The 26,491-nt window shown below is 72.3% G+C and carries 22 protein-coding genes and 1 pseudogene; 9 read left to right on the plus strand and 14 right to left on the minus strand.

The window, feature by feature from the left end:
• Positions 1-94 precede the first annotated feature (94 nt).
• Positions 95-1,258, plus strand: a complete 1,164-nt coding sequence (locus ACFUPX_RS14790) for an exonuclease SbcCD subunit D (protein WP_383320952.1) — start codon at positions 95-97, stop codon at positions 1,256-1,258.
• On the plus strand, positions 1,255-4,368 hold the full coding sequence (locus tag ACFUPX_RS14795; RefSeq protein WP_383320955.1) for an AAA family ATPase: 3,114 nt from the start codon (positions 1,255-1,257) through the stop codon (positions 4,366-4,368). Before ACFUPX_RS14790 ends, ACFUPX_RS14795 begins: the two co-directional genes overlap by 4 nt.
• A gap of 10 nt (positions 4,369-4,378) precedes the next feature.
• Here ACFUPX_RS14795 and ACFUPX_RS14800 read toward each other — a convergent pair whose 3' ends face one another.
• The gene (locus tag ACFUPX_RS14800; protein ID WP_361047827.1) at positions 4,379-4,825 is read right to left on the minus strand and encodes an Lrp/AsnC family transcriptional regulator; all 447 of its coding nucleotides are present in this window, start codon (positions 4,823-4,825) and stop codon (positions 4,379-4,381) included.
• A gap of 94 nt (positions 4,826-4,919) precedes the next feature.
• Here ACFUPX_RS14800 and ACFUPX_RS14805 point away from each other — a divergent pair, with 94 nt between their 5' ends.
• Positions 4,920-5,402: a rhodanese-like domain-containing protein gene (locus ACFUPX_RS14805; protein ID WP_383320958.1), complete on the plus strand. Its 483-nt coding sequence runs from the start codon at positions 4,920-4,922 to the stop codon at positions 5,400-5,402.
• A gap of 60 nt (positions 5,403-5,462) precedes the next feature.
• Here the strand turns inward: ACFUPX_RS14805 and ACFUPX_RS14810 are convergent, their stop codons facing one another.
• Both ACFUPX_RS14810 and ACFUPX_RS14815 read right to left on the minus strand, forming a co-directional pair.
• Complete coding sequence (locus tag ACFUPX_RS14810) at positions 5,463-7,181, minus strand: DUF885 domain-containing protein (RefSeq protein WP_383320961.1); 1,719 nt, start codon at positions 7,179-7,181, stop codon at positions 5,463-5,465.
• A gap of 35 nt (positions 7,182-7,216) precedes the next feature.
• The gene (locus ACFUPX_RS14815) at positions 7,217-7,729 is read right to left on the minus strand and encodes an Lrp/AsnC family transcriptional regulator (RefSeq protein WP_383320964.1); all 513 of its coding nucleotides are present in this window, start codon (positions 7,727-7,729) and stop codon (positions 7,217-7,219) included.
• Between the two features lie 60 nt (positions 7,730-7,789).
• Here ACFUPX_RS14815 and ACFUPX_RS14820 point away from each other — a divergent pair, with 60 nt between their 5' ends.
• Positions 7,790-9,067, plus strand: a complete 1,278-nt coding sequence (locus ACFUPX_RS14820; RefSeq protein WP_383320967.1) for a trans-sulfuration enzyme family protein — start codon at positions 7,790-7,792, stop codon at positions 9,065-9,067.
• Here ACFUPX_RS14820 and ACFUPX_RS14825 read toward each other — a convergent pair.
• Complete coding sequence (locus tag ACFUPX_RS14825; RefSeq protein ID WP_383320969.1) at positions 9,000-10,487, minus strand: GNAT family N-acetyltransferase; 1,488 nt, start codon at positions 10,485-10,487, stop codon at positions 9,000-9,002. The two genes, ACFUPX_RS14820 and ACFUPX_RS14825, sit on opposite strands and share 68 nt — an antisense overlap.
• A gap of 141 nt (positions 10,488-10,628) precedes the next feature.
• A complete protein-coding gene (locus ACFUPX_RS14830) occupies positions 10,629-12,212 on the minus strand; it encodes an alkaline phosphatase D family protein (protein ID WP_383320972.1) in 1,584 nt (527 codons plus the stop codon).
• A 337-nt stretch (positions 12,213-12,549) separates the two neighbouring features.
• On the opposite strand from ACFUPX_RS14830, the gene ACFUPX_RS14835 reads away from it, so the two are divergent.
• On the plus strand, positions 12,550-12,960 hold the full coding sequence (locus tag ACFUPX_RS14835; protein WP_383320975.1) for a VOC family protein: 411 nt from the start codon (positions 12,550-12,552) through the stop codon (positions 12,958-12,960).
• A 112-nt stretch (positions 12,961-13,072) separates the two neighbouring features.
• On the opposite strand, the gene ACFUPX_RS14840 is transcribed toward ACFUPX_RS14835, so the two are convergent.
• The 5 genes from ACFUPX_RS14840 to ACFUPX_RS14860 form a co-directional block, all read right to left on the minus strand.
• Positions 13,073-13,411, minus strand: a complete 339-nt coding sequence (locus tag ACFUPX_RS14840; protein WP_383320977.1) for a hypothetical protein — start codon at positions 13,409-13,411, stop codon at positions 13,073-13,075.
• Between the two features lie 16 nt (positions 13,412-13,427).
• Positions 13,428-13,682: a hypothetical protein gene (locus ACFUPX_RS14845; protein ID WP_383320980.1), complete on the minus strand. Its 255-nt coding sequence runs from the start codon at positions 13,680-13,682 to the stop codon at positions 13,428-13,430.
• Between the two features lie 13 nt (positions 13,683-13,695).
• Positions 13,696-15,399, minus strand: coding sequence for a S8 family peptidase (locus ACFUPX_RS14850; protein ID WP_383320983.1), 1,704 nt, complete (start codon positions 15,397-15,399; stop codon positions 13,696-13,698).
• A 106-nt stretch (positions 15,400-15,505) separates the two neighbouring features.
• Positions 15,506-15,814, minus strand: a complete 309-nt coding sequence (locus ACFUPX_RS14855; RefSeq protein WP_383320986.1) for a hypothetical protein — start codon at positions 15,812-15,814, stop codon at positions 15,506-15,508.
• A gap of 86 nt (positions 15,815-15,900) precedes the next feature.
• A complete protein-coding gene (locus ACFUPX_RS14860; protein ID WP_383320989.1) occupies positions 15,901-17,361 on the minus strand; it encodes a PLP-dependent aminotransferase family protein in 1,461 nt (486 codons plus the stop codon).
• Between the two features lie 122 nt (positions 17,362-17,483).
• On the opposite strand from ACFUPX_RS14860, the pseudogene ACFUPX_RS14865 reads away from it, so the two are divergent.
• Positions 17,484-18,272, plus strand: a pseudogene (locus ACFUPX_RS14865) (EamA family transporter); the annotation flags it as partial.
• Positions 18,273-18,344: 72 nt separating this feature from the next.
• Here ACFUPX_RS14865 and ACFUPX_RS14870 read toward each other — a convergent pair.
• On the minus strand, positions 18,345-19,190 hold the full coding sequence (locus ACFUPX_RS14870) for an alpha/beta fold hydrolase (protein ID WP_383321082.1): 846 nt from the start codon (positions 19,188-19,190) through the stop codon (positions 18,345-18,347).
• A 179-nt stretch (positions 19,191-19,369) separates the two neighbouring features.
• On the opposite strand from ACFUPX_RS14870, the gene sigJ reads away from it, so the two are divergent.
• Together sigJ and ACFUPX_RS14880 are read left to right on the plus strand one after the other, a co-directional pair.
• Complete coding sequence (sigJ, locus tag ACFUPX_RS14875) at positions 19,370-20,260, plus strand: RNA polymerase sigma factor SigJ (protein WP_383320992.1); 891 nt, start codon at positions 19,370-19,372, stop codon at positions 20,258-20,260.
• A 289-nt stretch (positions 20,261-20,549) separates the two neighbouring features.
• Positions 20,550-21,311: a GntR family transcriptional regulator gene (locus tag ACFUPX_RS14880; RefSeq protein ID WP_383320995.1), complete on the plus strand. Its 762-nt coding sequence runs from the start codon at positions 20,550-20,552 to the stop codon at positions 21,309-21,311.
• Positions 21,312-21,350: 39 nt separating this feature from the next.
• Here the strand turns inward: ACFUPX_RS14880 and ACFUPX_RS14885 are convergent, their stop codons facing one another.
• The 3 genes from ACFUPX_RS14885 to ACFUPX_RS14895 all read right to left on the minus strand — a co-directional run bounded on the left by ACFUPX_RS14885 (position 21,351) and on the right by ACFUPX_RS14895 (position 24,788).
• Positions 21,351-22,508: an ROK family transcriptional regulator gene (locus ACFUPX_RS14885; protein WP_383320998.1), complete on the minus strand. Its 1,158-nt coding sequence runs from the start codon at positions 22,506-22,508 to the stop codon at positions 21,351-21,353.
• A 110-nt stretch (positions 22,509-22,618) separates the two neighbouring features.
• Positions 22,619-23,224: a hypothetical protein gene (locus tag ACFUPX_RS14890; protein WP_383321001.1), complete on the minus strand. Its 606-nt coding sequence runs from the start codon at positions 23,222-23,224 to the stop codon at positions 22,619-22,621.
• Positions 23,214-24,788, minus strand: coding sequence for an ROK family protein (locus tag ACFUPX_RS14895; RefSeq protein WP_383321004.1), 1,575 nt, complete (start codon positions 24,786-24,788; stop codon positions 23,214-23,216). The genes ACFUPX_RS14890 and ACFUPX_RS14895 overlap by 11 nt, the downstream gene beginning before the upstream one ends.
• Positions 24,789-25,084: 296 nt before the next feature.
• Here ACFUPX_RS14895 and ACFUPX_RS14900 point away from each other — a divergent pair, with 296 nt between their 5' ends.
• Entirely contained in the window at positions 25,085-26,488 is a 1,404-nt protein-coding gene (locus ACFUPX_RS14900; RefSeq protein ID WP_383321007.1) for a hypothetical protein, read from the plus strand.
• Positions 26,489-26,491: the final 3 nt, after the last annotated feature.

The raw sequence follows: 26,491 nt of genomic DNA on the forward strand, positions 1-26,491 counted from the left end.
AGCGTGGTGGGTGCGTCGGCGAGGCCCGTGCTGGGGCGGTGCTGGATCCGGGGCGTAGGAGGGGTTGAGCGAGCATGCGGGCCGGAGCGGCGTCTTGAGAATTCTGCACACGTCCGACTGGCATCTGGGCCGGTCGTTCCACCGCGTGAACATGCTCGGCGCCCAGGCCGATTTCATCGGCCACCTCGTCGCCACGGCGCGTGAGCACGAGGTGGACGCCGTCGTCGTGTCCGGCGACGTGTACGACAGGGCGGTACCGCCGCTCGCCGCCGTCGAGCTCTTCGACGACGCACTGCACCGGCTCGCGGCCCTCGGCGTCCCGACGGTGATGATCTCCGGCAACCACGACTCCGCGCGCCGCCTGGGCGTCGGCGCCGGACTGATCGGCCGCGCGGGCATCCACCTGCGCACCGCGCCCGCCGCGTGCGCGGACCCGGTGGTCCTCGCCGACGGCCACAGTGACGTGGCGTTCTACGGTCTTCCCTACCTCGAACCGGCGCTGGTAAAGGACGAGTTCGGGGTCAAGCGCGCGGGCCACGAGGCCGTGCTCGGCGCCGCCATGGACCGGGTGCGCGCCGACCTGGCCGCCCGGACGCCGGGCACCCGGTCCGTCGTCCTCGCCCACGCCTTCGTCGCCGGCGGCGAGGCCAGCGACAGCGAGCGGGACATCACCATCGGCGGGGTGTCCGCCGTGCCCTCCGGGGTCTTCGACGGCGTCGACTACGTGGCCCTCGGCCACCTGCACGGCAGCCAGGCCATCAGCGAGCGCGTCCGCTACTCGGGCTCCCCGCTGCCGTACTCGTTCTCCGAGTCCACGCACCGCAAGAGCATGTGGCTCGTCGACATCGGCGCGGCGGGGGAGATCGGGGCCGAGCGGATCGACTGCCCGGTGCCCCGGCCGCTCGCCCGCATCCGGGGAGACATCGGGACACTGCTCGCCGACCCGGAACTCGACCGCCACGAAGAGGCCTGGGTGGAGGCGACACTCACCGACGCGGTGCGCCCCGACGACCCCATGGCCCGCCTCTGCGAGCGCTTCCCGCACACCCTCAGCCTCGTCTTCGACCCGGAGCGCGCCCCCGATGACCCGGGCGTCTCGTACGCCCAGCGCCTCGAGGGCCGCAGCGACCAGCAGATCGCGGAGGACTTCGTGACCCATGTGCGGGGCGCCGGACCCGATCGGCGCGAACAGGCGGTGCTGCGGGCGGCGTTCGACACCGTCCGCGTCGACGACACCCTGCGCGAGGTGGCCCGATGAGGCTGCACCGGCTCCGGATCACCGCGTTCGGCCCCTTCGGCACCACCCAGGACATCGACTTCGACGAGCTCTCCGCCGCCGGGCTCTTCCTGCTGCACGGGCCGACCGGCGCGGGGAAGACCTCCGTCCTGGACGCCGTCTGCTTCGGCCTGTACGGCTCCGTGCCCGGCCCCCGGCAGGGCAGCGGCCAGGGAGTGACGCTGCGCAGCGACCACGCGCAGCCCGCCGTGCGCACGGAGGTGTGCCTCGAACTCACCGTCGCCGGGCGCCGGTTGGAGGTCACCCGGCAGCCGCCGTGGGAGCGCCCGAAGAAGCGCGGGGTCGGCACGACCACGGAGAAGGCCCAGAGCTGGCTCCGGGAGTACGAAGCCGCCGACGAGGGCGGTGCGTGGAAGGACCTCAGCCGCTCCCACCAGGAGATCGGCGAGGAGGTCACGCAGCTGCTCGGCATGAGCAAGGAGCAGTTCTGCCAGGTCGTGCTGTTGCCCCAGGGCGACTTCGCGCGCTTCCTGCGGGCCGACGCCGAGGCCCGCGGCAAGCTCCTCGGGCGGCTCTTCGACACGCGCAGGTTCGCCGCGGTCGAGCAGCGGCTGGCCGAGCAGCGGCGCGATGCCGAGGGCGCGGTGCGGGAAGGGGACAGGGAGCTCCTCGCCGACGCGCACCGGATGCAGCAGGCCGCCGGGGGCGCTCTTGATGCCCTTGAGGACGCGGAGTCGCCGTTTCCCGATCTCTCGCCCGGCGATCCCGGGCTCGCCGAGTCCGTCCTCGCCTGGGCCGCCGTGGCCCGGGTCGGCGCCCGTGAACGGCGCACGATCACCCGGTGCGCCCTCGCGTCCGCCGAGTCCGTGCAGGCCGCCGCGGGGCGCCGACTGGACGGCGTACGCGAACTCGACGGGCTGCAAAGGCGGTTCGGGCAGGCGCGGGAGCGGGCCGGACGCCTTGAGGAGCGTGCGGAGGAACACCGGCAGCGGCAGACCCGGATGGAGCGGGCGCGCAAGGCCGAGAGGGTCGCCCCCGCGCTCGGCCTTCGCCAGGCCACCGACGAGGAGCACCGCCGCGCGAGCACCGAAGAGGCACGCGCCCGCGGTCACCTGCCCGCCACCTTCGCGGACTCCGGCGCGTCGGGACTCGCCGCCGCCGCGCGCAAGGCCGCCGAAGAGCTCGGCGGCCTCGACTCCGCCCGGCGTGCCGAGCGGCGCCTGGTCGAACTCGGCACGGAGCGCGGGTCCCTGGAGCGCGAGGAGCGGGCCGACGACGAGCTGCTGCGTGAGGCGGCGGGCTGGCTCGACGGCTGGGACGCGACCAGGACCGCCCTCCAGGAGCGCATCGAGTCCGCCCAGGAAGCGGCCACGCGCGCGGAGCATCTCGCGGGTCAACTGGATCCCGCCCAGGGCAGGTTGGACGCGGCCCGCCGCCGCGACCGCCTCGCCGGGGAGGTGGCCGCCGCCTACGAGCACACCCTCACCGCCCGCGAAGGCGCCACCACGGCCCACGAACACTGGCTGACCCTGAAGGAGCAGCGCCTCACCGGCATCGCGGCGGAACTGGCCGCGGGCCTGAGCGACGGCGCACCCTGCGCGGTCTGCGGAGCCACCGAACACCCCGCGCCCGCCCCGAAGACCGCCGGTCACGTCGACCGCGCCACGGAGGAGTCGGCGCTCGCCGCGTACCGCGAGGCGGAGGAGCGGCGCGCGGAGCGGGAGCGGCATCTCGGCGAGGTGCGCGAGTCGTTGGCGGCGGCCGGGGCGGCGGCGCTCGGCTCGTCCCTCGGTGACTCGCGTACGGACGAGCAGGCGGCCACATCGCAGGAGGGGGCCGCAGCTCAGGAGGGGGCCGCGCCTCAGGAGCCGTCCGTCGAGCAACTCGCCGCATTTGTCGAAAAGGTGCGGGGTGAACACGCCGAAGCGCGGAGCCGCGCTTCGGGCCTGCACGCCGCCCGGGAAGCCCTCGCCCAGGCCGAGCGCGAGCACGACCGCAGGCTCGCCGTGCGGCAGGAGGCCGCCGTGCGGGCCGCGTCCCGTGCCACCCTGCGGGACAGCCTCGACCGCGAACAGGCAGGCCTGGAAGTCGAGTTGACCCGCGCACGGGGAGCGAGTGCCAGCGTCGCGGCCCGCGCGTCCCAGCTGGAGCGGCAGGCCGCGCTCCTGAACGAGGCTGCCGAAGCCGCCCGCGTCGCCGACGACACCGCCCAGCGCCTCAAGGACGCCGACGCGCGACTCGCCGACGCCGCCTTCCGCGCCGGGTTCGACACGCCGAGGGCCGCGGCCGAAGCCCTGCTCGACGACGCGCGCCACCGCGAGCTGCAACACCGTATCGACGCGTGGCAGAACGAAGAGGCGGCGGTGCGCTCCCTCCTCGCCGAGCCGGACGCGGCGGCCGCCGCCGAACAGCCGCCCGCCGACGTCCGAGCCGCCCAGGAAGCCGCCGAGGACGCGGACCGGCGGGCCAGGGCCGCCGCCTCCGCGCTCGACGCGGCCACGCGGCGCTGCGCCGAACTCGACCGGCTCTCCGAGAGGTCCGCCGCCGGAGCCCGGCGGCTCGCGCCGCTGCGCGCCGAGTACGACCGCGTGGCACGCCTCGCGGGCCTGGCCGCGGGCACATCGGCGGACAACGAACGCAAGATGCGCCTGGAGTCCTACGTCCTGGCCGCCCGGCTCGAACAGGTCGCCGCCGCGGCGACGGCACGGCTGCGGCGCATGTCGTCGGGCCGCTACACCCTGGTCCACTCGGACGACCGCACCGGCCGCGGCCGTTCCGGCCTCGGCCTGCACGTGGTCGACGCCTGGACGGGCCGCGAGCGCGACACGTCCACGCTCTCGGGCGGCGAGACCTTCTTCGCCTCGCTCGCCCTGGCGCTCGGCCTCGCCGATGTCGTCACCGACGAGGCGGGCGGCGTGCAACTCGACACGCTCTTCATCGACGAGGGCTTCGGCAGCCTCGACGACCAGACCCTGGACGAGGTCCTCGACGTCCTGGACTCGCTGCGCGAGCGGGACCGCAGCGTAGGCATCGTTTCGCACGTCGCCGACCTGCGACGACGCGTCCACGCGCAGCTGGAGGTCGAGAAGGGGCGGGCCGGGTCGGTCGTCCGGCAGCGGGGTGGGGCGTGAGGAGGCGCGGTCAGCGGCCCAGTGGGCGTCTGGGCAGGGGTGAGGAGTAGACGATGCTGGTGGTCACCGACCCCAGCGCGCCGATCTTGCCCGCGACCTCCTCCAGGTGGCTCATCGAGCGCGCCGCGACCTTGATCACGAAGCAGTCGTCGCCGGTGACGTGGTGCGCTTCGAGCACCTCCGGGGTCGTCTCGACCAGGTCGTGGAACGGCTTGTAATTGCCGTTCGGATAGCGCAGCCGCACGAACGCCAGGATGGGCAGGCCGAGGCGCTCCGGGTCGACCACGGCCGCGTACCCCTGGATCACGCCCGCCTCCTCCAGGCGCCGGACCCGTTCGGTGACGGCGCTCGCGGACATGGAGACGGCACGCGCCAGCTCGGCGTAGCTGGCGCGGCCCTCACGCTGGAGGACGTCGAGGATGCGCCAGTCGGTGGCGTCCGTGGAATAACCGGTCATGCCTGAGAGGTAACAGGGGAATCCCCGGCCGATCAAGGGGTAGGCCGGTGATCGGCTCTTCTGGGCCGGTGGCTTCGCCCGTAGATTTTTGGCCATGAGCACAGCGACGAACACCCCGAACCCCGTCCTGCGGGTCGCCCCCGCCTCCCCGGCGGCCGCCGCCGCGTACTTCGGCGCGAGCCTCGCCTTCCACGCCGATGTGTCCGACGTCGCGTCGGCGCTCGCAGCCGACGGCGACCCCGGCTTCGTCGTGGTCGACTCCCGCTCGACCGCGTCCTGGGACCAGGGCCACGTCCCCGGAGCGATCCACCTCCCCACCGCGCTCATCGCGGAACAGGCCGGGCAGCTCCTCGACCCGTCCGTGCCCGTGGTCACCTACTGCTGGGGCCCCGGCTGCAACGGCGCGACCCGCGCCGCCCTCGCCCTCGCCCAACTGGGCTTCCAGGTCAAGGAGATGCTGGGCGGCTTCGAGTACTGGGTCCGCGAGGGCTTCGGGTTCGAGACCTGGGAGGGCAGCGAGCGCCGCACGCCCGACGCCCTGACGGCCCCGCTCGACGCCGCGGACTGCGGCTGCTGAGAGGGGAGTCGCGGGGCACGGCACGCGTCCACTCGTCCGCGTCCGGGCCCCGCACGCGCATCAGAGCGCCGACAACTCGTCCACCAGGTCGTCGAGTCCCAGCGACCCCTGCGACAACGCGGCCATGTGCCACGCCTTCGCGTCGAACGCGTCACCGAGACGGCGCCGCGCGTTCTCGCGGCCGAGGAGCCAGGCCCGCTCGCCCAGCTTGTAGCCGATGGCCTGGCCGGGGATGGAGAGGTAACGGGTCATCTCGCTCGTCACGTACTCCGTGGGACGGCTGCAGTGCGCGTCGTAGAACTCCTGCGCCAGGTCAGGGGTCCAGCGCTCGCCCGGGTGGAAGGGCGCGTCCGCCGGGATCTCCAGCTCCAGGTGCATGCCGATGTCGACGATGACGCGCAGCGCCCGCATCATCTGGGCGTCCAGATAGCCGAGCCTGCGCTCGGCGTCGGTGAGGAAGCCGAGCTCGTCCATGAGCCGCTCCGCGTACAGCGCCCAGCCCTCCGCGTTGGCGCTGACGATGCCGATCGTCGCCTGGTAGCGGGAGAGGTTCTCCGCGACGTGCGCCCACTGGGCGAGCTGGAGGTGATGCCCCGGCACGCCCTCGTGGTACCAGGTCGAGACCAGGTCGTAGACGGGGAAGCGGGTGTCGCCCATCGTCGGCAGCCACGTCCGCCCCGGGCGCGAGAAGTCCTCCGAAGGACCCGTGTAGTACGGGGCCGCCGCGCCGCCAGGCGGGGCGATGTGGGACTCCACCTTCCGTACCCGCTCGGCGAGTTCGAAGTGCGTGCCGTCAAGGGCCTCGATCGCCTCGTCCATCAGCTCCTGGAGCCAGACCCGCACCTCCTCCACGCCCTCGATGTGCGTGCCGTGCTCGTCGAGGTGGGCGAGCGCCACCCACGGAGTGGCCGCGCCGGGCAGGATCTTCTCGGCCTCGGTGCGCATCTCGCCGAGCAGCCGGTGGAACTCGGACCAGCCGTACGCGTACGCCTCGTCGAGGTCCAGGTCGGCGCCGTTGAAGTGGCGGGACCAGCGGGCGTAGCGCTCGCGCCCCACTGTGTCCGGAGCACCCTCGATCGCGGGCGCGTACACGTCCCGCATCCAGTCGCGCAGCGCCACCACCGCCTCGGTGGCGACACGCGCCGCCGCGTCCAGTTCGGCGCGCAGCGAGTCGGGGCCCTGCGCGGCGAACTCCGCGAACCAGCCGCGGCCCTCGCTGCCGCCGGGGCCCGCCCACTCGCCGAGCTGGCCGATGAAGGTGGCGGTGGGGCGGGGAGCCGCGAAGAGCTTGCGCTCCAGGCCCAGTTCGAGCGAGGCGCGATATCCCTCGTACGCGGCCGGCACGGCCCGCAGCCGCTCGGCGATCGCCGCCCAGTCCTCGTCCGTCTCCATCGGCGTCACGGTGAAGATCTCGCGCACCATGTGCGGCACCGTGTGCAGGTTGCCGACCGCGCGCAGTCCCTCGTCCGCGTCGTGCATGGCCAGGTCGGCGGTGAGCCGCTCCCGCAGCAGCCGCGCGCACCGGCGCTCGGCGTCACTGTCGGCGCCGGGCAGGCGCTCCGCCTCGGCCAGCCGGGCGAGCGTGGTGCGGGCGAGCTCGGCGACCGCCTCCTGGCCCGCCGGTGAGGTGTCGGGGAGCTTGCTGTGGCTGGCCTTGACGCCGAGGAACGTGCCGTTGACGGGGTCGAGTGCGATGAGCTCGTCGACGTAGGTGTCGGCGACCTGGCGAGGCAGCGGGCTCCTGCTCTCGTTCGTGTTCGGGATCTTCGTGGCTGACATGCGGACATCCTCGTACGCGGGACATGCCCGCGTCATCAAGATTGGCCGGAGGTTTGCTCTTGATCGTCGGCCCCGGGCCCCGGCGGAAGCAGGGGCCCGCACTCCCACTGCTGGAAGATCAACCGGGTCTCCACGCGCGCCACTTCCCGCCGCGAGGTGAACTCGTCCAGGACGAGCCGCTGGAGGTCGGCGGTGTCGGCGACCGCCACATGCACCAGATAGTCGTCGGGCCCCGCGAGATGGAAGACCGACCGGGATTCCGGCAGCGCCCTGATCCGCTCCACGAACGGTCCGACCAGCTCCCGCCGATGTGGTCGGACCTGTACGGAGAGCAGTGCCTCGAGACCGCGCCCGAGCTTCGCGGGATCGAGCCGCAGCTGGTGCCCGAGGATCACGCCGGAGCGGCGCAGCCGGGAGATGCGGTCGAGGCAGGTCGAGGGCGCGACGCCGACCTGGGCCGCGAGATCGCGGTAGGTGATCCGGGCATCGTTCTGCAGCAGCCGCAATATGCGGAGATCCACCGGGTCCAGTACGACAGATTCAGCCACTCGCCGAACGTAACACGGGGTTCAACTACCAGGCACCGGCCTTTGTTCAGGCTGTCGTACATGGACACGAACACGGAACCCCGCACCGGATCCGGCCACCAGGCCCCCACACCGGCACCGCGCGCCCTGGCCACCGAGGCCGTGCACGCCGGACGCGACGACCTCGCCGGGCTCGGCCTGCATGCCGCGCCGATCGACCTGTCCACCACCTACCCGTCGTACGACACCCGCGGCGAAGCGGCGCGCATCGACGCCTTCGCCGCCGACGGAGCCCTGGACGAAGGACCGCCCGTCTACGCCCGCCTGGCCAACCCGACCGTCGCCCGCTTCGAGACCGCGCTGGCCCGGCTCGAAGGAACGCAGAGCGCGGTCGCGTTCGCCAGCGGCATGGCGGCGCTGACAGCGGTCCTTCTCGTACGGGGAGCGGCGGAACTGCGTCATGTCGTGGCGGTCCGCCCGCTGTACGGGTGCAGCGACCACCTGCTGACGGCGGGGCTGCTCGGCTCCGAGGTGACCTGGGTCGACCCCGCGGGGATCGCGGACGCCATACGTCCCGACACCGGCCTGGTGCTCGTCGAGTCGCCCGCCAATCCGACCCTCGCCGAACTCGATCTGCGCGCGGTGGCCCACGCCTGTGGCACGGTGCCCCTCCTCGCCGACAACACCTTCGCGACGCCCGTCCTGCAACGGCCGGCCGAGAGCGGGGCGCGGCTCGTGCTGCACAGCGCCACCAAGTACCTGGGCGGGCACGGGGACGTCATGGGCGGAGTGGTGGCGTGCGACGAGGAGTTCGCGCGGCAGCTGCGGCAGGTCCGGTTCGCCACCGGCGGGGTGCTGCATCCGCTCGCCGGATATCTGCTCCTGCGGGGCCTTTCCACGCTGCCGGTGCGTGTACGTGCCGCCTCCGCGAACGCGGCGGAACTGGCGCGGCGCCTTGCCGCCGACCCGCGCGTGCGCCGCGTGCACTATCCGCGGCTCGGCGGCGCGATGGTGGCCTTCGAGGTGCACGGCGATCCGCACGCGGTGACCGCCGGGGTGCGGCTGATCACCCCGGCGGTCAGTCTCGGCAGCGTCGACACGCTCATCCAGCATCCGGCGTCCATCAGCCACCGGGTGGTGGACGCGGCGGACCGGCGCTCGTCGGGCGTGAGCGACCAGCTGCTGCGACTCTCGGCCGGTCTCGAGGACGTCGACGACCTGTGGCAGGACCTCGACGGCGCCCTCGGCTCCCGGCCGTCGGGCGCCGAGGCCCAGGCCTCGACGCCCCGGGTCAGTGCTTGTGCGCCCGTCCCTGCTCCTGCGGCCGCTCCTCCTCGTCGTACGGCAGTCGCGAACTGACCGGCGTCGCTTCGAGGCGTGCGGTGATGACCAGCGTGCCTTCCTCGATCTGGTAGTCGAGAGGAAGGCCGAGGCCGCGCATCGCCGCGACCATGCCCGTGTTGGACGCCTGCGTCACCGCGTACACGCTCTCGCAGCCCGCCTCGACCGCCAGCCCCACGAGCCGGCCGAGCAGCTCGCTGCCGATGCCGCGCCGCTGCCAGTCGTCCTCGACGAGCAGGGCGATCTCGGTCTCGTCGCCGTCCCAGAGCAGATGGCCGATGCCGACGAGCCGCCCGGAGGCGGTCTGCACCGCGAGGGTGCGGCCGAAGCGCGGGCTGAGCAGGTGGTTGAGGTAGCGGTCGGCGTCCCGTACGGGACCGTGGTAGCGCATGCCGAGGGTGCGCTGCGAGCATCGCTCGTGCATGGCCTTGGCCGCTTCGACGTCGGCGGTGTCGGCCCGGCGCACGGTGATGGAGCTGCCCTCGGCGAGGGTCAGTACGTCCTTGCTGCGAGGGATGCGCGGGCCGAGCCGGGTGTCGAGCTCGACCAGGGCACGCGCGCGGGCGAACTCGGTGGGCGTGAACGGCAGGTACGGCCGCTCCACGGTGATCACTTCACCGTCCGGGGCCCGGAGCCGCAGCACCGTCCCGTCGCCTTCGAGCGCGCCCTCGACGGGGGCGCCGTCCGTGGGCTCATCCGCCCGCGGACCGGTGGCCGGCCGCGTCTTCGCGGGCAGCGACCGGATGGTGCAGCGGCCCAGCAACTGGCGCAGCGCCAGCGGGAGTTCGGCGGCGTCGAGGGCGGTGCGGGTGGCGAGGCCCAGGATGCGGGTGGGGGCGTCCACCAGGTCGTGGGCGTCGGCCCGCTCGATCCAGGTGCCCGAGCCGCCCGCCTGCGCGACGCCCCGGGTGATCTCGGCCGCGGACAGGTCGGCGGGGGCGCGCAGCAGGAACTCGTCGACGGTGCCTTCGGCCAGCGGGTGCGCCTGGAGGCTCAGGATGTCGACCTTCCCGTGGGCGAGGGCCGTGCACAGGGCGGCGAGCGAGCCCGGCTCGTCCCGCACCGTGGTGCGCATCCGCCACAGCGTCGTCGCCCCTGCGGACGACTCCGTGGCGATGGCCCCGGCCCGCTCCATGGCCGTCGTGGGCCCGGTCCGCCGCCCGGTGGGGTGCGGCCGGGCGCCGGTATCGTCCGGGGCCGGGGGTGCGTGGTTGTGGCGGCGTGCCCACCAGGTGTGGAACCCGACCGTGGCGCACAGCACCACGGCCGAGATCACGAGCAGGGCGGGGCCGTCGGGTCCGTGCCCGATCATGTTCGCCACCGCGTCGGCCACGGCCACGGCCGTGAACAGGGCGGCGAGCTCCACCAGATCCCGGCGCCAGTGGTGAACGGGACGGCCATGTTTGGTTCGCGTCACATCAGACATGTCTGCACTCATACAGCCACTGTGGAGGAAGGGTGTTGCGTGATCACGAACGTTCTGTGACTGACGAGTTAAGAGACCTTCTGCCCTTTTAAGTCCTCTTTGCTCGCTCTTGGTGCGCGGACACGACCCCTCGGTGTGCGTTCGGGGGCCTCATCACTGCTGTCCCACCCGGCCCGGCCGCAGCACCTTGGTGAACAGCACCCCGCCGCCCTCCTGCCGCAGCCGCACGGTCAGCTCGCCGCTGTCGCCGTCGATGTCGATCTCGCCGAAGTACTGCGGGGTCTCGGCCGGCGAGGTGTTGGAGCGGCTGGGCGCCTTGATGAAGCGCTGCTCGGCCCCGAACGTCCCGTCGAGCTTGAGCGCCTGGAAGCCGCCCGCCGCGAGAGGGCCCGAGACGAACTCCCAGAACGGCGCGAAGTCCTTGAAGGCCGCGCGCGAGGGGTCGTAGTGCTGCGCCGACGTGTAGTGCACGTCCGTGGTCAGCCACACCGTCCCGGTGACCTTGCGGTGCTTGATGTGCCGCAGCAGCTCGGCGATCTGCAGTTCGCGCCCCAGCGGCGCGCCCGGATCGCCCTGCGCCACCGCCTCGAAGTTGGTCGCTCCGTCGGGCACGACCAGGCCTAGCGGCATGTCGGAGGCGATGACCTTCCAGGTGGCGCGCGAGCGCGACAACTCGCGCTTGAGCCACTGCAGCTGCCTGGCGCCCAGGATGCCGGTGGTGTCGTCGGGCTGACGGCCCGGCGAGTTGGCGTTGCGGTAGGAGCGCATGTCCAGGACGAACACGTCCAGGAGCGGGCCGTGCCGCTGCACGCGGTACACCCGCCCGTCCTCGTCGCCCGGCGGCAGCGTCGAGATCGGGAAGTACTCGCTGAACGCCCGCAGGGAGCGCCCGGCGAGGACGTCCACGTTCTTCTCGGTGTAGCGGGCGTCGGTCAGGATCTGTCCCGGGTACCAGTTGTTCTTCACCTCGTGGTCGTCCCACTGGACGATGGAGGGCACCTGCGCGTTGAAGCGCCGCAGGTTCTCGTCGAGCAGGTTGTAGCGGAAGGCGCCGCGGAACTCCGCCAGCGACTCGGCGACCTTCGACTTCTCCTCCGTGGTCACGTTCCGCCACACCGTGCCGTCGGGCAGCGTGACGCTGGGCAGGATGGGCCCGTCGGCGTAGATGTTGTCGCCGCTGCACAGGAAGAAGTCCGGGTCCCTGCGGCGCATCTCCTCGAAGACGCGGTAGCCGCCGCGGTCCGGGTTGATGCCCCACCCCTGGCCCGCGATGTCGCCCGACCACAGGAAGCGCACCCCCTCCTTGCGCCCCTTCGGCGTCGTACGGAACGTGCCGGTGACCGGCTCTCCGGTCCGTCTGGGGTCGTCGGGGTCGGCCAGGACCACGCGGTAGTGGATCTGCTCGCCGGCGGGCAGTCCGCGCAGCCGTGTCGTCCCCGTGAAGTCGGTGTCCGCGCCGAGCACCGGGCCTTTCCAGCGGGTGGGGTTGCGGAACGACTCCGTGGCCGACGTCTCCACGATCATGCGCGCGGGGCGGTCGGACCGGACCCAGACCAGGCCGGCGTGCGCGCTCACGTCACCGGCCTGCACCCCCCACTCGGCCCGCGGACGTCCCGACAGGGCGAGCGCGGGAGCGGCCCCGGCGAGGGACGGCACGGCCAGCGCAGCCGGCACGGCCAGCGAGCCGCGCAGCACGCTGCGGCGGCGGGGGGACGGGCTCGGCTGAGGGTGTGACATGAATGCGCCTCCAGTGACAGGTCCGGCCAGTGTGCAGGGCAACAACTAGTGGTGCGCGGCGGCGCACACACAAACCACAAGTGAACAACCGCCCATGGGGGCAAGGGAACCTGTGTGCGAGAGCTATGTCCCCCGCGGCGTCGTCGCCGACACCGCGGCCTGCTTCTTCGGTCGCAGGTTGGGGGTTGTGGGTTGCGGGGCGCGGGTCGCAGGTCTCAAGTCGCAGGGCCCGGTCCCGCGCCCGAGGCCCAGCGGCCGATGCCGGAAGATCGTTCGCCCTCTAGGCTCGGCGGCAGCGGCAGGCGGACGAGCGTGCCGCGCGCGAAGGGGGAGTTCCATGCCGGTCAACGGTCAGAGCCACATCCGCATAGCCCGCCCGTCCCGCGACCTCGCGGCGGCGGAGCGCTTCTGGGTGACGGGCCTCGGCCTGGACGTCGTGTGGCGCTCGGAGGGCGGGGCCGCTCCCGGTGAGCACGACCTGCTGATGGCCGGATGGCCGGACGCCTCCTGGCATCTCGAACTCGTCCACGAGGCGGACGAGCCGGTCCTGCCCCGGCCCACCGAAGAGGACCTGCTCGTCATCTACCTCGACGAGCCCGTCCCCGACGACCTGGTGGCCCGCCTCGAAGCGCACGGCGGCACGCGCGTGAAGTCGCCCAACCCGTACTGGAACGAGTGGGGCGTCACCGTCGAGGACCCGGACGGCTACCGCCTGGTGCTCTGCACGCGTGCGTGGTCCAACGCCTGACCACGCGTGCGTGGTCCAACGCCTGAGACGGCCGCGGAACTAGATATGCATCCCGGGCATGCCGGACGGGGCCGCCGCGTGATCCGCGACGGCCCCGCTCGTCGATGACTGCTCAGCCCGCTGCCGGACCGCTCCCGGCGTCCATCGCCTGCCCCTCCGAGGGCCGGAGGGTCTCCCGCGGTTCCTCACCGGGGCGGGCCACCTCTCCGGCGTCGGCGAGCCGGACGAGTTCGACCAGCCAGCCCGGGGCCGTGCCGGCGTCCATGCCGGACCCCAAGGACCCGACGGACCCCACGGCTCCCACGGACGCTGCCGGAGGCGCCGATCCCGCAGCGGCGGCGGGCCCGGCGTCGACGGAGCCCGCGGCGTCCCGCGCCACGGAGAGCCGCGGCCCCGCCCCGGCGGCCGGGGCCGCGCCCGCGTCCTCGGCGATCGTGATGTGCACCTTCATGGCCGTTTCCCCCCGCCTAGTTGAGAACCGCGTACCGGCCTTCGAAGTTCATCTGGGTGCTGCCGATGTTCTTCACCGTCAGCCAGTACGTGACCGACGTGGCCGAGGCGCGCTCGACCTCGGTCTCCCACTCGATCTGCGGGCTGCCGGACTGGGGTGTCGTCGGCATGAAGTACCAGACGACGTGCCAGCCCTGCGGCCAGTTGAAGGTGAACCAGCGCCCGGTCTGCCCGGGGTTGAGTGTTCCGGTGAACTGTGTGCCTACTCGCATCGTCGTTTTCCTCTCACCATCCGAGAACCGCGAACCGGGCCTCGAAGTCGACCGGGTCGCCCACGAGGTTGGTCACGTCGATCCAGTACGTCGCGTACGTGTCGTTGGCCCGCTCGACGCGCACCTTCCAGCCGATCTGCGGGGCCCCGGTGCGCGGGCTCGTCGGGACGACCGTCCACACCACGTGCCAGTGGGCGGGCCAGTTGAAGGTGAACCAGCGGCCGGTGCGGTTCCCGGCGAGGGTGCCCCGGAACTGGACACCGACCCAGCTGCTCGTCTGGAGGGCCGCGAGGACGAGCCGGCGCAGGTCGGGCCTGCTGCCGATGCGCTGGGTCGCCGGGCGGCCCGGCGCGTCCTGCTGCGGTGAGCCCGTGGCGCGCAGCAACTGCCGGGAGCGCGAGGGAGACAGCGGGATGCGGCCGTTGGCCCGCAGGACGCCCTGGGTGCTCGCCAGCGCGCCCACGACGATCGGTGAGGCACTGGACGTGCCGCTGAACTGGTCCGTGTACCAGAAGTCCGCACTGGCGCCCGCCTGGAGGTCGCCGTAGCCGGTGGTGGTCACCTCGCGCCCCCAGCCCTGCGCGTCCACGCACGCGCCGTAGTTGGAGAAGTCGAGGCGGGAGCGGTCCGGGCCGTGCTGGCGGCCGTGGGTGCCGGGCGGCGGCGCCCCGGCCCCGACGATCACGGCGCCGGCGTCGAGCGCGGTGCGCCGGAAGGGGTTGCGCCACCAGGCGGGGAAGCCGGCCCGCGGGGTGTCGTAGTCGGCGTGGTCCAGGTTCTCCGCGCCGTTGCCCGCGGCCTCGACGACGGTGATGCCCTTGTTGACGGCGTAGCGGATGGCCAGATAGTCGTCCGGCCACCACTCGACGGCGATGTACCCCACCTGGCCGACGCCGGTCGCGTGCGGCCCCGCGCGGTGGATCTCCAGCAGGATGATGTCGCCGGGACCCAGGCGGTCGGCGGCGTTGCGGATCGCCGTGGCCGTGGGGATGGAGAAGGCGGACGCACTGGTGACCGCGTCCGGCGCGATCCCGGTGATCCCGATGGCGTTGACGTCGCCGCCGATCTCGCCGAGCACCGCGGTGCCGTGGTCGGTGTCCGTGCTCCCGGTGCCCGAGACGATGCCGCCCTGGTTCAGCCGCAGGTCCTCATGGGTGAAGCGCCAGCCCCACTCGCAGTCGATCACCCGGACGCCGGCGCCTCGCCCGCCCGGCAGGGTCCACGCGTAGCGGGCGTCGACGCCGCCCGGAGCCGCGTCGAGATAGCCCTGGCGTGCGGTGAAGTCCGGGGTCACGGGCGGCGCGTCGGCGCCCGTCGGCTGCATGTCGTTGAGCGGCGGCAGCTCGGCCTCCTCGCCCTTCTTCTGGTCTGCCCCGGTGACGGCCAGTGCGGCGGCGGGCTTGACGTAGGCGCCCTCCACGGCGTCCGACGCGCGCAGCCGCTCGGCCAGCGCGTCCAACTGGTCCTCCGGCGCGTCGACATGGAAGAAGAGCCCCATCCGGTCGAGGATCTCCGCCGTCGCTCCGTCGGCCCCGGTGCTCTCCGAGGGAGCCCCCGCCTGGGCGCGCAGCCTCTCCTGGTCCGCCCCGAACAGCGGGCTGAAGGTGACGTCCTCCAGGGCCGCCACGGCGTCGAGACTGCGCACGGAGACGTCCGGGGCGGCGGTCGCGCCGGTCGAGGTGATGCGTACCCCGGCGTCGGCGCGCGTGACGCACACCAGCTCAGGGCGTCCGAAGAGTGGTCCGATCCCTGGAGCCGGGCGGCTGTTCCCCCGGCTGTTCCCCGCACCTGATCGCTGTGGCACAGCTGACTCCTTCACCACGTTACGGAAGGTCCGCCGGTGGTTTCACATAGGCGGCCTCGACTGCCGGGTGGTCGCGCAGGGCCGCGGCGACGGCCTCGGCGTCCACGCCGGCGGGGACGGCGACCCGTTGCCAGCCGATGAGGGCCGGGTCGCCGACGCCGGGGTGCAACGGCTCCGCCGTGACGCCGAACCGCCGCTCCAGAAGGCTCCGGACACCCAGGACACCGGGGGCGTCCGGGTCACCCGGGTCACCCGGGAGATCCGCCGTGCCCGCCCTCGCGGGACGCGGTGGGGTGTGGAGTTGGACGATGACTTCGGACTCGGCCACAGCTCTGCCCCCCCGGACACCCCGGGCGCCGCCTCCGAGCGGGTCGCTCGCGGTCACCGGGCCCGGCAGACCCTAATGAAGCGCTGTCACCGGACCGTCGCAGCGGCGTCACCGCGCCCCTGGCCCACCTCGGCGAGCAGCCGCACCCCCTCGGCGATCCTGGCGGGCGTCAGATGGGCGTAGCCGAGGACGAGGCGTACACCGGAGCCCTCCGCAAGGCGAAGGACGGAGCCGTCCGCCGAGCCGTACTCGCTCAGCGGCCTGACCGCGACCCCGGCCGCGGAGGCCCGCCGCAGGAAGTCCTCCTGCGGCCCCCAGCGCTCGGGCAGCCGGGCGATGACGTGCAGACCGGCGGCGATGCCGGTCACCTCCGTGCCGGGGAAGAACGCGTCGAGCGCCACCACGAGTGCGTCCCTGCGCTCCCGGTAGGCGCGCTGGCAGCGCCGCAACTGGCGGTCGTAGTCCCCGCGTTCGACGAAGCGCGCGAGCAGCGCCTGATCGAGCGCCGGATTGCCCAGGTCCATCATGCGTTTGCGCGCGACGACCTCGTCGGTCATCGACTCCGGTACGAGCAGCCAGCCGAGGCGCAGCCCGGGAGCGAGCGACTTGCTGACCGAGCCCGTGTACGCGACGTGCTCGGGGTCGAGTCCTTGCAGCGCGCCCACCGGGGCGCGGTCGTAGCGGAAGTCGCCGTCGTAGTCGTCCTCGATGATCAGCCCGTCCACGGACCGCGCCCAGTCGAGGAGTTCGGCACGCCGCCGCGCCGAGTAGCCGATGCCCAGGGGGAACTGATGCGCCGGAGTGGTGACGACCGCGCGCAGACCCCGCTCCCTCAGTACGCCGGTGACGACTCCCTCGTCGTCGAGGGGGACCGGCGCCGTGGCCACGCCCGCCGACGCGAACAGCTCGCCGTGCTGAGGGCTTCCGGGGTCCTCGACGCCGACGGTGTCCACGCCGCGCGCGCGGAGCACGAAGCCGACCAGGGCCATGGCCTGCGCCACTCCGGAGCAGACGACGATCGCCTCCGGGTCCGCGACCACGCCCCGGCGGCGTACGAGAAGTTCGGCGAGGGCCGTACGCAGCCGGGGCAGACCCCGCGGGTCCGGGTAGCCGAGTGCGTCGTGGGGGAGTTCGGCCAGGACTCCGCGGTGGGCGGCAGCCCACGCGGCGCGCGGGAACAGGGACAGGTCGGGAGTTCCCGCGATGAAGTCCACGCGCGCGTGGGCGGGCCGTGGGGCGAGGTCGCGTGCCCCGCGCACCGCGGATCTCGCCGCGCCGCCCACCCAGGTCCCCGCGCCGCGGTCGCTGCGCAGATAGCCCTCGGCCGTCAGCTGCTCGTACGCCTCGGTGACGAGCCCCCGTGACACGCCCAGATCGGCGGCGAGCTCACGGCTCGACGGCAGCCGTGTGCCCGGTGCGAGCCGCCCCGACCTGACCGCGTCGCGCAGCGCCGACCGCAGACTGCGGCCACGGCTGCGGGCGGGGGCGGACGCGGCGGGGAGCAGCAGCTCCCAGGCGGTACCGGCCCGGTCCGATCGTGAAGTCACCGGGATGCGCCTCCTGAGCGATGGACCTGAGGGAGGAATCGCGAGCGAGGAAGAAGTGGTCCTCGAACCAGCCCTGGAAGTGGACCTTAAACCGGGCCGCCTCCGTTCCTAACGTCAGGGGCATGAACGCGAACCTCACCCGCGGGTCCCTCCTCGCGGCCCTCGCCTGCCTCCTCGTAGGCGGCTCCTTCACCGCCAACAGCCTCCTGGGCGACTACCCGTACGCGGGCGGCCAGTTCCTGCGCTACGGCCTCGCCTGCCTGTTGCTCCTGCCGCTGCTCGGGCGGGGCGCCGCTGCCCCGCTCGCCCGCCTGACGCGGCGCCAGTGGGGGCGCCTCGCGGTCCTCGCCGCCGTCGGCATGGTCGGCTTCAACCTGGCGATCCTCGCCGCCGAACGCACGGCGGAACCTGCCGTACCGGGTGTCCTCGTAGGCTGCGCCCCGGTCGTCGTCGCCGTCGTCGTGCCGCTCCTTGACGGGCGTCAGCCGCAACGGGCCGTCATGTACGGGGCGTTGATCGTGGCCGCCGGTGCCTTCACCGTGCAGGGGTGGGGCCGCACGGACGGGGTCGGCATCCTCTTCTCCGTGGGCGCGCTCGCGGGCGAGGTCGGCTTCGCGGTCCTGGCCGTCCCCGTGCTGCGGCCGCTCGGCCCGAAGCTGCTCTCCGCCACGGTGTGCGGGATCGCCGCAGCAGAGTCCGCCGCCATCGGTGTGCTGGCCGACGGCGGGGACTTTCTGCGGGTGCCGGACGCCACCGAGGCGGCGGCCCTGCTGTGGCAGGCGGCGATCGTCACCGTCGTCGGGTTCGTCTGCTGGTACTCGGGCATCCAGCGCATCGGCGCCGAGCGGGCCACCCTCTTCTCCGGTCTGATCCCCGTCGCGGCGGCCTTCACCGCCCCCTTGGTCGGCACCGGCAGCTACGGCGTCCCGCAGGCCGTGGGCAGTGCGCTCGTCGGCGCCGGGGTGGCCCTCGGCTCCGGGGTGCTACGCGGCCGGCGCGCGGCGGCAGGTGTCCAGGACGACGCGCGAGACGAGCGCCGGATCGTCGTTCATCGGGACGTGCCCGCACCCGGGAAGGCGCACCAGGCGGGCATCGGGGACGGCGTGCTTGGCACGGACGCCCTGGCGGCGCAGCAGGATCCGGTCGCGCGAGCCCCACGCGACGGTGACCGCGAGACCGGGCACATCGTCGCTGAACCGGACCTCACGCCCGGCGGCGAGGGTCTGCTCGAACCCCTTGGCGTCGCGCAGCGCGAGCGTCTCGGCGACGACGGCCTCGGGTGAACGGCGCCCGGGGTGGGCGTAGATCGTGCTGGTGAGCGCCGCGCGCCCGGCCGCGGTCCGCGCGAGGCGCTCGATCAGCGGCAACGGAAGGAGCCGGGCGCCGTGCCGCATCGCGAGCAGGGTGTTGAAGGCGTACCGCCGCTCACCGGGCGTCCAGAAGCCCGCAGGGGACAGCGCGGTGACCGAGCGCACGAGCTTCTCCCGGCCGAGCTCCAGGGCGAGCAGACCGCCCAGCGAGTTGCCCGCCACGTGCGGACGCTCGATCTCCAGCGCCTCGCACAGCGCGCCGAGCACGGTCACCACCGTCGATATGTCGTAGGGAAGGCCTTGGGGGAGCGCGGGGGACTCCCCGAAGCCCGGCAGGTCCACGGCGATCACGTCGTACTCCGCGGCCAGAATGCCGACCACCGGGTCCCAGGCCTGGCGGTGGTGGCCGATGCCGTGCAGCAGGAGCAGCGGCTCACCGGCGCCCGAGCGTTCGTAGGCGACGGACAGCGTCCGTGGGCCGTCGGGGGTTTCGACGCTGAAGGACACCTCTGCGGCCATTGCTGCTCCAGTCCCCGTCGCCCTGCGACGGTCCTCAGACACCTTAGACACCTTGTCAGCAACAATTACCGCTCAGTAGCCTCCAGTTCAAGAGGGTGAGTGCGGCCGTCGGGCCGGTGTGGGGCGCGACGCACCCGTTCCGCCTGGACAGCGGGTGGTCCGTCGGCTGGGATGGAGACGTGGCAACCGACATCGCGATCGACGTCTTCGAAGAGCACCGGTCCGTCCTGATGGGCGTGGCCTACCGCATGCTCGGCCGGGTGGCCGACGCGGAGGACGTCGTGCAGGAGGCGTGGCTGCGCTGGTCGGCGGCCGACCAGTCGCACGTGCGCGAATCGCGTGCCTACTTGGTGCGTGTCACCACACGGCTCGCCATCGACCGGCTGCGCCACGTGCAGTCGCGGCGCGAGCACTACGTAGGCCCGTGGCTGCCCGAACCACTCATCACCGACTACGGGCCGACCGTCCCCGACACCGCCGAGCAAGCGGTGCTCGCCGACTCCGTTTCCATCGCCGTCCTGGTCGTCCTGGAGTCCCTCTCGCCCCTGGAGCGCGCGGTGTTCGTGCTGCGCGAGGCCTTCGGCTTCCCCTTCTCGGAGATCGCCCTCACGCTCGACCGCGGCGAGCCCGCTGTGCGCCAGCTCGCCGCGCGGGCCCGCAAGCACGTCGACGAGGGAAGGCCTCGCTACGAAGTGGATCCGGACGAACGCCGGAACCTGACCGAGCGGTTCCTCGCCGCGGCGACCAGCGGCGATCTGGACGGACTGATGTCCCTGCTCGCTCCGGACGTACGCCTCGTCGGCGACAGCGGCGGCAAGGCCAAGGGGCCTCTTCGCGTCATCGAGACGGCCGACAAGGTGGGCCGCTTCCTCGACGGCGCGGCCCGCAAGGGCGTCCCGGAGGGTGCGGAGCTGGACGTCCGGTTCCTGGAGATCAACGGAGCCGACTCCGTGCTGTTCCTGGTCGAGGGCAAACCGCACTCCCTCTTCCAACTGGACGTCGTCGACGGGCAGATCAGCAACGTCTACATCATCCGCAACCCGGACAAGCTGCTCGGTTTCGCCTCCTAGGCGGCGGCCTGGACGGCGTCCCAGCGGCCTCCGGGCAGCCTCCTGGACATCAGAAGACAACCCCCGTCCACACAGGGCGGGGGTTTTGTCTTGTTCGCTACGCGCGCGTGACCCGACACCAACACCGCGTGAATGCTCTGTGGCATCGTCCCTGTGCGGGCTGTAACGGATCGAGGATTGGTCTTGACCAAGGGTGGGTGCCGTTCTATCGTCGCAGAGATAGTGCAGGAACCTTTAATAAACAAGGGCGCTAAAAAGCCGCCGGCATACGGCGATTGCGGAGGACAGGGTGGGGACCACGCAGCTGGAAACGGCACCGGAGCCGAAGTACTGGCACCTCAAGACCGTGCTCAGCGAGGCACTCGACTCGGAGTTCACCGTCGGCGAGATCCTGCCCAACGAGCGTGATCTCGCGGCCCGGTTCGGCGTCGCGCGCGCCACGCTCCGTCAGGCACTGGAGCAGCTGGAGCTGGAAGGCAGGCTGCAGCGCCGCCGCGGGGTCGGCACGACCGTCGCCCCGCCGCGGATGGGTGTGGCCGTCGGATCCGCACAAGGCACCTGGCCGGGCGAGGTCGGCGACGCCTGGCAGCCCGCCGACTGCGCACCGGCGGCCCCGCCCGCCGAGGTGGCCCGCATGCTGGAGGCCCACCCCGACGAGCAGGTCCACGTGGTGCGTCGTACGCGCGTCTCGCACGGCCAGCCCGTGGCCGCCGAGCTGCTGTACGTATCGATGTCGTCCGTCTCCGAGCTCTCCGCCATCGACGCCCCGTCCGGCCCCGCGCGCGCCCGTGGCGTGCTGCGCGAGCTGCACCGGCTCGGCCTCGAGGGACAGGACCGTGCCGTCGAGCTCGGCTCGGCCCGCGCGGACGACGCCAAGGCGCTCGACCGGCTGCCCGGAGCCCCGGTCCTCGTCGTGACGACCCGCTTCTTCGCCGAGGGACGCACGGTCGCGGTCTCCGTGGCGACGTACCGCGCCGACACCTGCCGCCTCACGTTCGGTGACGCGGGCGGCGTCGAGATCCACCACGGCCCGGAGCGCCAGGCCTCCTGACGCCCCGCGTCACACCCGCTCCCACACCGGCCCGGCGCCTCAGCGCCGGGCCGTCACTGTCCCCTCGACCGCGAACAGCTGCTCCTCGACATGGTCGAGGGCCAGACGCAGCGCGCCCGTCGCGACGGCGGCCTCACCGAGCATCGACAGGGCCACCCTGGGCGGCCGCAGGCAGTAGCGGGCCAACTCGCGGCGCAGCGGCTCCAGTACGCCGTCCAGACCGGCCGCCCAGCCGCCCACGACGACCAGTTCGGGGTCCAGGGCGAGCACCAGCGCCGCCACGTCGTGCACCAGCCGCTGGATGAACCGCTCGACGGCCTGGCGTGCCCGCTCGTCGCCCTCGCGCGCATGGGCGAACACCTCCGCCACCGCCTGCTCGTCGAGCGGGTGCAGCGGCTCGTCCGTGGTCGACAGGAGCGTCTCCGGGGTCACGTCACGGCCCAGCAGATGCAGGGCCCCGATCTCGCCCGCGGCTCCGCCGTACCCCCGGTGCAGCCGGCCGCCGATCAGCGCCCCGGCTCCCGGGCTGAGCCCGGCGAGGACGAACACCATGTCGTCGACCTCGGTCGCCGCGCCCTTCCAGTGTTCCGCGACGGCCGCCGTGTTCGCGTCGTTCTCCACCAGGACCGGACACTTGAAGGACCGGCGCAGGCGCTCGCCCAGGGGCAGGCCCGTCCACTCGGGCAGCGCCGTGCCCAGCCGGACCGTGCCGTCCGCCTCCACGATGCCGGGACTGCCGACGCCCACCGCGCGCAGCGAGCTGCGGGCGATCCCGCCGCGGCGCAGCAGATCGGCGACCGCCGTGCGCAGCCGCTCGATGCGTTCGTCCGCCGGGGCCGTCTCGTCCACGTCCTTGGCCGCCGTGCCCATCACACGGCCGTCCAGGTCCGAGAGGACGGCGGCCACGCGGTGCGGGCCGATCTCCAGACCGAGCAGATGCCCCGCCTCGGCCCGGAAGCGGAACCTCCGGGCAGGCCGTCCCTGGCGTCTGGCCGCGCCTTCCTCGGCGGCGGTCTCCACCACGAGTCCGGCCTCGATGAGCCCCTCGACCACGCCTTCGACGGTCGGCCTGGAGAGCCCCGTCAGCCGCATGACCTCGGTGAGTGTCGCGAAGTCCGCCGCACGCAGCGCGTGCAGCACCACCGCGGAATTGATCCGCCGCAGCAGAGAAGGATCCCCGCCGGTCAGCCGCCCCAACGTCCGTCCTCCCAGCTCGTGCGCATGATGGGCGGATCGTACTCGCCGGGGGCGACCGCTGCGAGTGCCGGGGCCCATCCGAGCCGAAGACCGCCCATCCGTCGTGGCTCTCAGCCCGCCGTGTCTCCCGTGCCGCGTTGCGGGTTGTCCCGGGGCGCCATGGTGTCCGCTCCTTTTTCGGCAGGGGCGAGGAGGGTCGAGAAGACGGCACTCAGCTTGCCCGCCGTCTCCCGGGAGAACATGCCGACCAGCGCGCCAAGGGCGGTGACCCCGTACGGATTGATGTCGCTGGACGAAGCCATCGTGGTGGTCAGGCCGCCACGCAGCACGAAGTACACGACGAGGGCGAGACTCGCCCCGGCGAACGGCTCTATGACGTACATCAGTATCCAGCTGCGCCGCAGGCCGCGGTTGCCCACGTACCAGTACAGCGAACGCAGTGTGTGGATGACCGCGCCAAGCCCTCCGGCGGCGGCGACGACGATGAACAGCCGTGTCTCGCGCAGCAGATCGGGAGACCAGAACAGCACGCGAACCTGGGCCGGCTTCTCCGGACCCTGGAGTGCTCCGGGTGCGGGAGGAGGAGGCCAGGTCTGGACGAGGGCGACACCGAGCGTCGACGCCAGGAGGATCAGCAGGCCCGCCAGGAGGACGATGTCGCGCGTACCGGCGAACTGCGTTCCTACGGTCGACGGGGGCGGCGGGTCATCGGTCATGGCGGCTCAGGGACCGCTGGGCGACCGCGGTGGCGGCCAGGGCGCCCACTCCGTCGTCGTAGGGCTTGGCCGTCAGCGTGACGTCGTCGGCGGCCGTCGAGAAGGCCTGCTTGCGGACCGTGTTGTGGACGGCGGTCATGAACAGACGCGCCGATTCGACATCGCCGTCCGAGACGAGTCCGGCTGGTCCGTAGAGCACGATCCGGTCCGGGTTCGTCAGGTTGATCAGCGCCGAGAGGCCGATCCCGAGGGCTTCGCCGGTCCTGCCCAGCACTTCCTCGACGTACTTGCGGCATTCGGCGTTCGACAGCAGGGACAGTGCCGCGTCCAGGTCGGCGGCGGGCTGTCCTGTCAGGGCGCGGATCTCGTCGGCGATGGCACCGGTGCCCGCAACGCTTTCGAGGCAGCCGCTGTTGCCGCAGCTGCACGACGGACCGTCGGACCGCACGACCACGTGGCCGATCTCCCCGGCCGAGCCCGCCGCGCCGTGGTGGATGCGGCCGTTGATCATCAGGCCCGCGCCGATGCCCTGGTCGAGGATCACCGCGGCCTCCGTGCGTCCGGCCCCGGGCCTGGTGAGCGTCTCCTCGAGCTGGACCAGGGCGTTGGCGTCATTCTCCAGGACGGTCGGCAGCCCGGTCGCCCTTCGAAGGGGTTCGGCGAGGCAGAAGCCCGACCAGCCCACGCCCGCCGCGTAGTTGGGGGCGTAGACGATGTTGCCGCGGGACGCGTCGACGTGGCCGCCGATCTCGACTCCGAGTCCGACCCGGCCGGCCGCGGCCGGGGCGCGGGCCGCCGGGACCTCGGCGAGCAGGGCGTGGACGAACTCCGCGAGCGCCGTGACCGCCTCTTCGGCGTTCCAGACGGTCCTCAGGCTGCCTTGGGTGCGTGCCACGACCGTGCCCTCGGCGTCGGTCACGACGCCCGACAGGCGGCCGGGCCGGACCTTGATCCCCGCGAAGTAGTCGAAATCCGATGGCTGGGACGGACGGGGGCGGGGCTCAGGGTCGGGCTCGCGCCGGTAGAGGCCGGACTCCTCGAGGTACTGCTGGCCGCGCGGGGTGACGTCCCAGGAGTTCTGCCGCCATTCGCGGCGCTTCCAGGCGACGTCGGCGTCCACCAGCTTGCGCCCGATCCGGCTGATCTCGGTGATGTCCACCCCGAGTCGAGCGGCGAGTTGGGCGTTGCTCTGGCCCGGCTGCCGGGCCACCTCGACGAGAAAGCGTGCGGCGTGACCTGCCGGGTCGAGCGAGAGTTGCAGGGCGGACGGCAGGCGGCGAAGGGCCCAGTACGTCACATCGATGAGGCCGAGCAGGCGGCCGCGTAACTCGGCCGACGACTCGCCGTGCTGGTCGCGCAGCTGCCGCTGGCGCCCGTACAGGCGGCGCAACCCCTCGTGGGCCGCATCGAGTGCCTCTTCATCGCCCGCCAGCGAGGCGTCGGTGACCATCATGCCCAGCGAACTGAACAGCCCTTCGGATATGTCCCCCGACGACTTCATCTCGTCGATCAGGCTCTGGACTTCGGTGGCTCGGTCGTATCGCTGGCGCTTTCCGTCACTCATGTCACTCCCCGTTCCCCTCGTCCCCGAACGTCTCCGAATTGGCCGACCTTTCCAGGGTGGGGTGATGTCAAGTGAGTGTCAAGTGAGGGCGTCATGATTCTTTTGCGCATTTCCAAGATCCGCCGCTAGCGCATCCGGACTTCCGTCAAGTTCTTTGTGAATATGACGGCGTCTTGCGTTAATATCTGGTTAAGTGGCACGGACTCGGGGGGATCATGAACGAAAATACGTCAGCGAATGGTGGCAAACATTCGATCAAAGGGATTTTCCTGCCCACCGACCCGGCGGACCTCTTCGTGGTTCTCTACGACCTCCTCCCGGACGGGCACTTCCGGGGCCTCAAGGCGAACGAGTGGCACGGTGACGTGTCCGTGCGCCAGCTGGCCGACGCGATGTGCGACGAGGTGCAGTCCTCGGGCAAGGCCGACACCGCCCGGGTCGACGAGGCCTTCGTGCGGTACGGGGACCAGGGCATCTTCGCCGCGCTGACCGGCCTCGACCAGGCGCTCGGCGGCGTCAACCCGTTCGGTGGCGCGCGCTGCCCCTCGGCCCTGACCAGGATCGCCCGCCGGTACAACGAGAAGAACCAGCTCAATGATCCGGAAGGCCCGACGACCGGCAAGCTGCTGCCTCGTTGCACGCGTCCGGGGAAGCTGCTCGCACAGGCCACGGGGAAGCCCGACTTCTTCAACCTGCATCGCGTCACGGAAGACAACTGCCGGAACGTGCGTCACATCGGATTCAAACAGCGAAACGGCGCGCATTTCTCGGGAAAGAAAGCGATTCCTATAGGGTCTGCACCATTACTGGAGACCTATGACGATCTGCAGTTCGATTTCCACGCCGTGGACGGGATAACCTTTTACAAGGTATCGCCGCGGGACGAACGACTGTGCGATCGCATTGACCACGTGGTCAAGAATCTGGACGACTCTGGCGCCGAGATCGGAGTGATGCCGGAGAGCGCTCTGTCCCCTGCGCTCCTGGACCACTGGGCCACCCATTTCGACAAGGACCCCGAAGGCAGCCGGCTGCGGTGGGTGCTCCTGGGAACCGGCCCGCTGGGCGAGGGTGAACCCCCGCCGAACCGCGCCGTCCTGGTGGACCGTTCCACCGGGGAGACCATCCTGACCCACGACAAGATGCACGGCTTCACCATGGGCAAGGGCCAGGCGGACAGGTGGCAGTTGCCGGTCCGCACCGAGCATGAGACCGCCGCGGAGTATCTGGAGCGCGGGGACGTCGTCACCGTCGCCGAAACCGCCATCGGGCGCGTGGCGGTCCTGATATGCGAGGACATCAAGCAGTCGACCGACTGGGAGGCTCCCCTGCGCGCCTTCGGGGTCTCCCACCTCTTCGTGCCGCTGCTCTCCTCGCCGATCAGCAGGAAGATCCCTCGTTGGGACCGGCTGGCCGCGGAGCGCTGCGTCGAAGTGATCGGAGCCTGGGTCGTCCTGGCCAACAGCCTTGCCGTGGGCGCCCGTATGGATCTGCCGGCGGACAACTGCTACAACGTGCTCGTCGTCGGACCCCGGTTGCCCCGCTCGCTGGACAACGGCGACTGTGTCGCACAGTTCGCCCGCTCGGAGAACGGCACGGAGCTGGCCCGCGTCGTGGAACCGGGCCAGGAGGGCGGGGCGACGGGCCGCGATCCCGAGGAAGGGCCACTCCCGGCGATCGGCACGGGGGGCACCGCGTAGGGC

The sequence above is a fragment of the Streptomyces sp. NPDC057302 genome (genome assembly GCF_042667685.1).
GTDB lineage: Bacteria > Actinomycetota > Actinomycetes > Streptomycetales > Streptomycetaceae > Streptomyces.

Excerpts from the sequence above, each read along its gene's own strand:
- ACFUPX_RS14820 (WP_383320967.1), top strand. The coding sequence starts at position 7,790 with ATGGACACGAACACGGAACCCCGCACCGGATCCGGCCACCAGGCCCCC.
- ACFUPX_RS14890 (WP_383321001.1), bottom strand. The coding sequence starts at position 23,224 with ATGACCGATGACCCGCCGCCCCCGTCGACCGTAGGAACGCAGTTCGCC.
- ACFUPX_RS14840 (WP_383320977.1), bottom strand. The coding sequence starts at position 13,411 with ATGAAGGTGCACATCACGATCGCCGAGGACGCGGGCGCGGCCCCGGCC.
- ACFUPX_RS14845 (WP_383320980.1), bottom strand. The coding sequence starts at position 13,682 with ATGCGAGTAGGCACACAGTTCACCGGAACACTCAACCCCGGGCAGACC.
- ACFUPX_RS14800 (WP_361047827.1), bottom strand. The coding sequence starts at position 4,825 with ATGACCGGTTATTCCACGGACGCCACCGACTGGCGCATCCTCGACGTC.
- ACFUPX_RS14895 (WP_383321004.1), bottom strand. The coding sequence starts at position 24,788 with ATGAGTGACGGAAAGCGCCAGCGATACGACCGAGCCACCGAAGTCCAG.
- ACFUPX_RS14795 (WP_383320955.1), top strand. The coding sequence starts at position 1,255 with ATGAGGCTGCACCGGCTCCGGATCACCGCGTTCGGCCCCTTCGGCACC.
- ACFUPX_RS14835 (WP_383320975.1), top strand. The coding sequence starts at position 12,550 with ATGCCGGTCAACGGTCAGAGCCACATCCGCATAGCCCGCCCGTCCCGC.
- ACFUPX_RS14805 (WP_383320958.1), top strand. The coding sequence starts at position 4,920 with ATGAGCACAGCGACGAACACCCCGAACCCCGTCCTGCGGGTCGCCCCC.
- ACFUPX_RS14810 (WP_383320961.1), bottom strand. The coding sequence starts at position 7,181 with ATGTCAGCCACGAAGATCCCGAACACGAACGAGAGCAGGAGCCCGCTG.
- ACFUPX_RS14825 (WP_383320969.1), bottom strand. The coding sequence starts at position 10,487 with ATGAGTGCAGACATGTCTGATGTGACGCGAACCAAACATGGCCGTCCC.
- ACFUPX_RS14830 (WP_383320972.1), bottom strand. The coding sequence starts at position 12,212 with ATGTCACACCCTCAGCCGAGCCCGTCCCCCCGCCGCCGCAGCGTGCTG.
- ACFUPX_RS14870 (WP_383321082.1), bottom strand. The coding sequence starts at position 19,190 with ATGGCCGCAGAGGTGTCCTTCAGCGTCGAAACCCCCGACGGCCCACGG.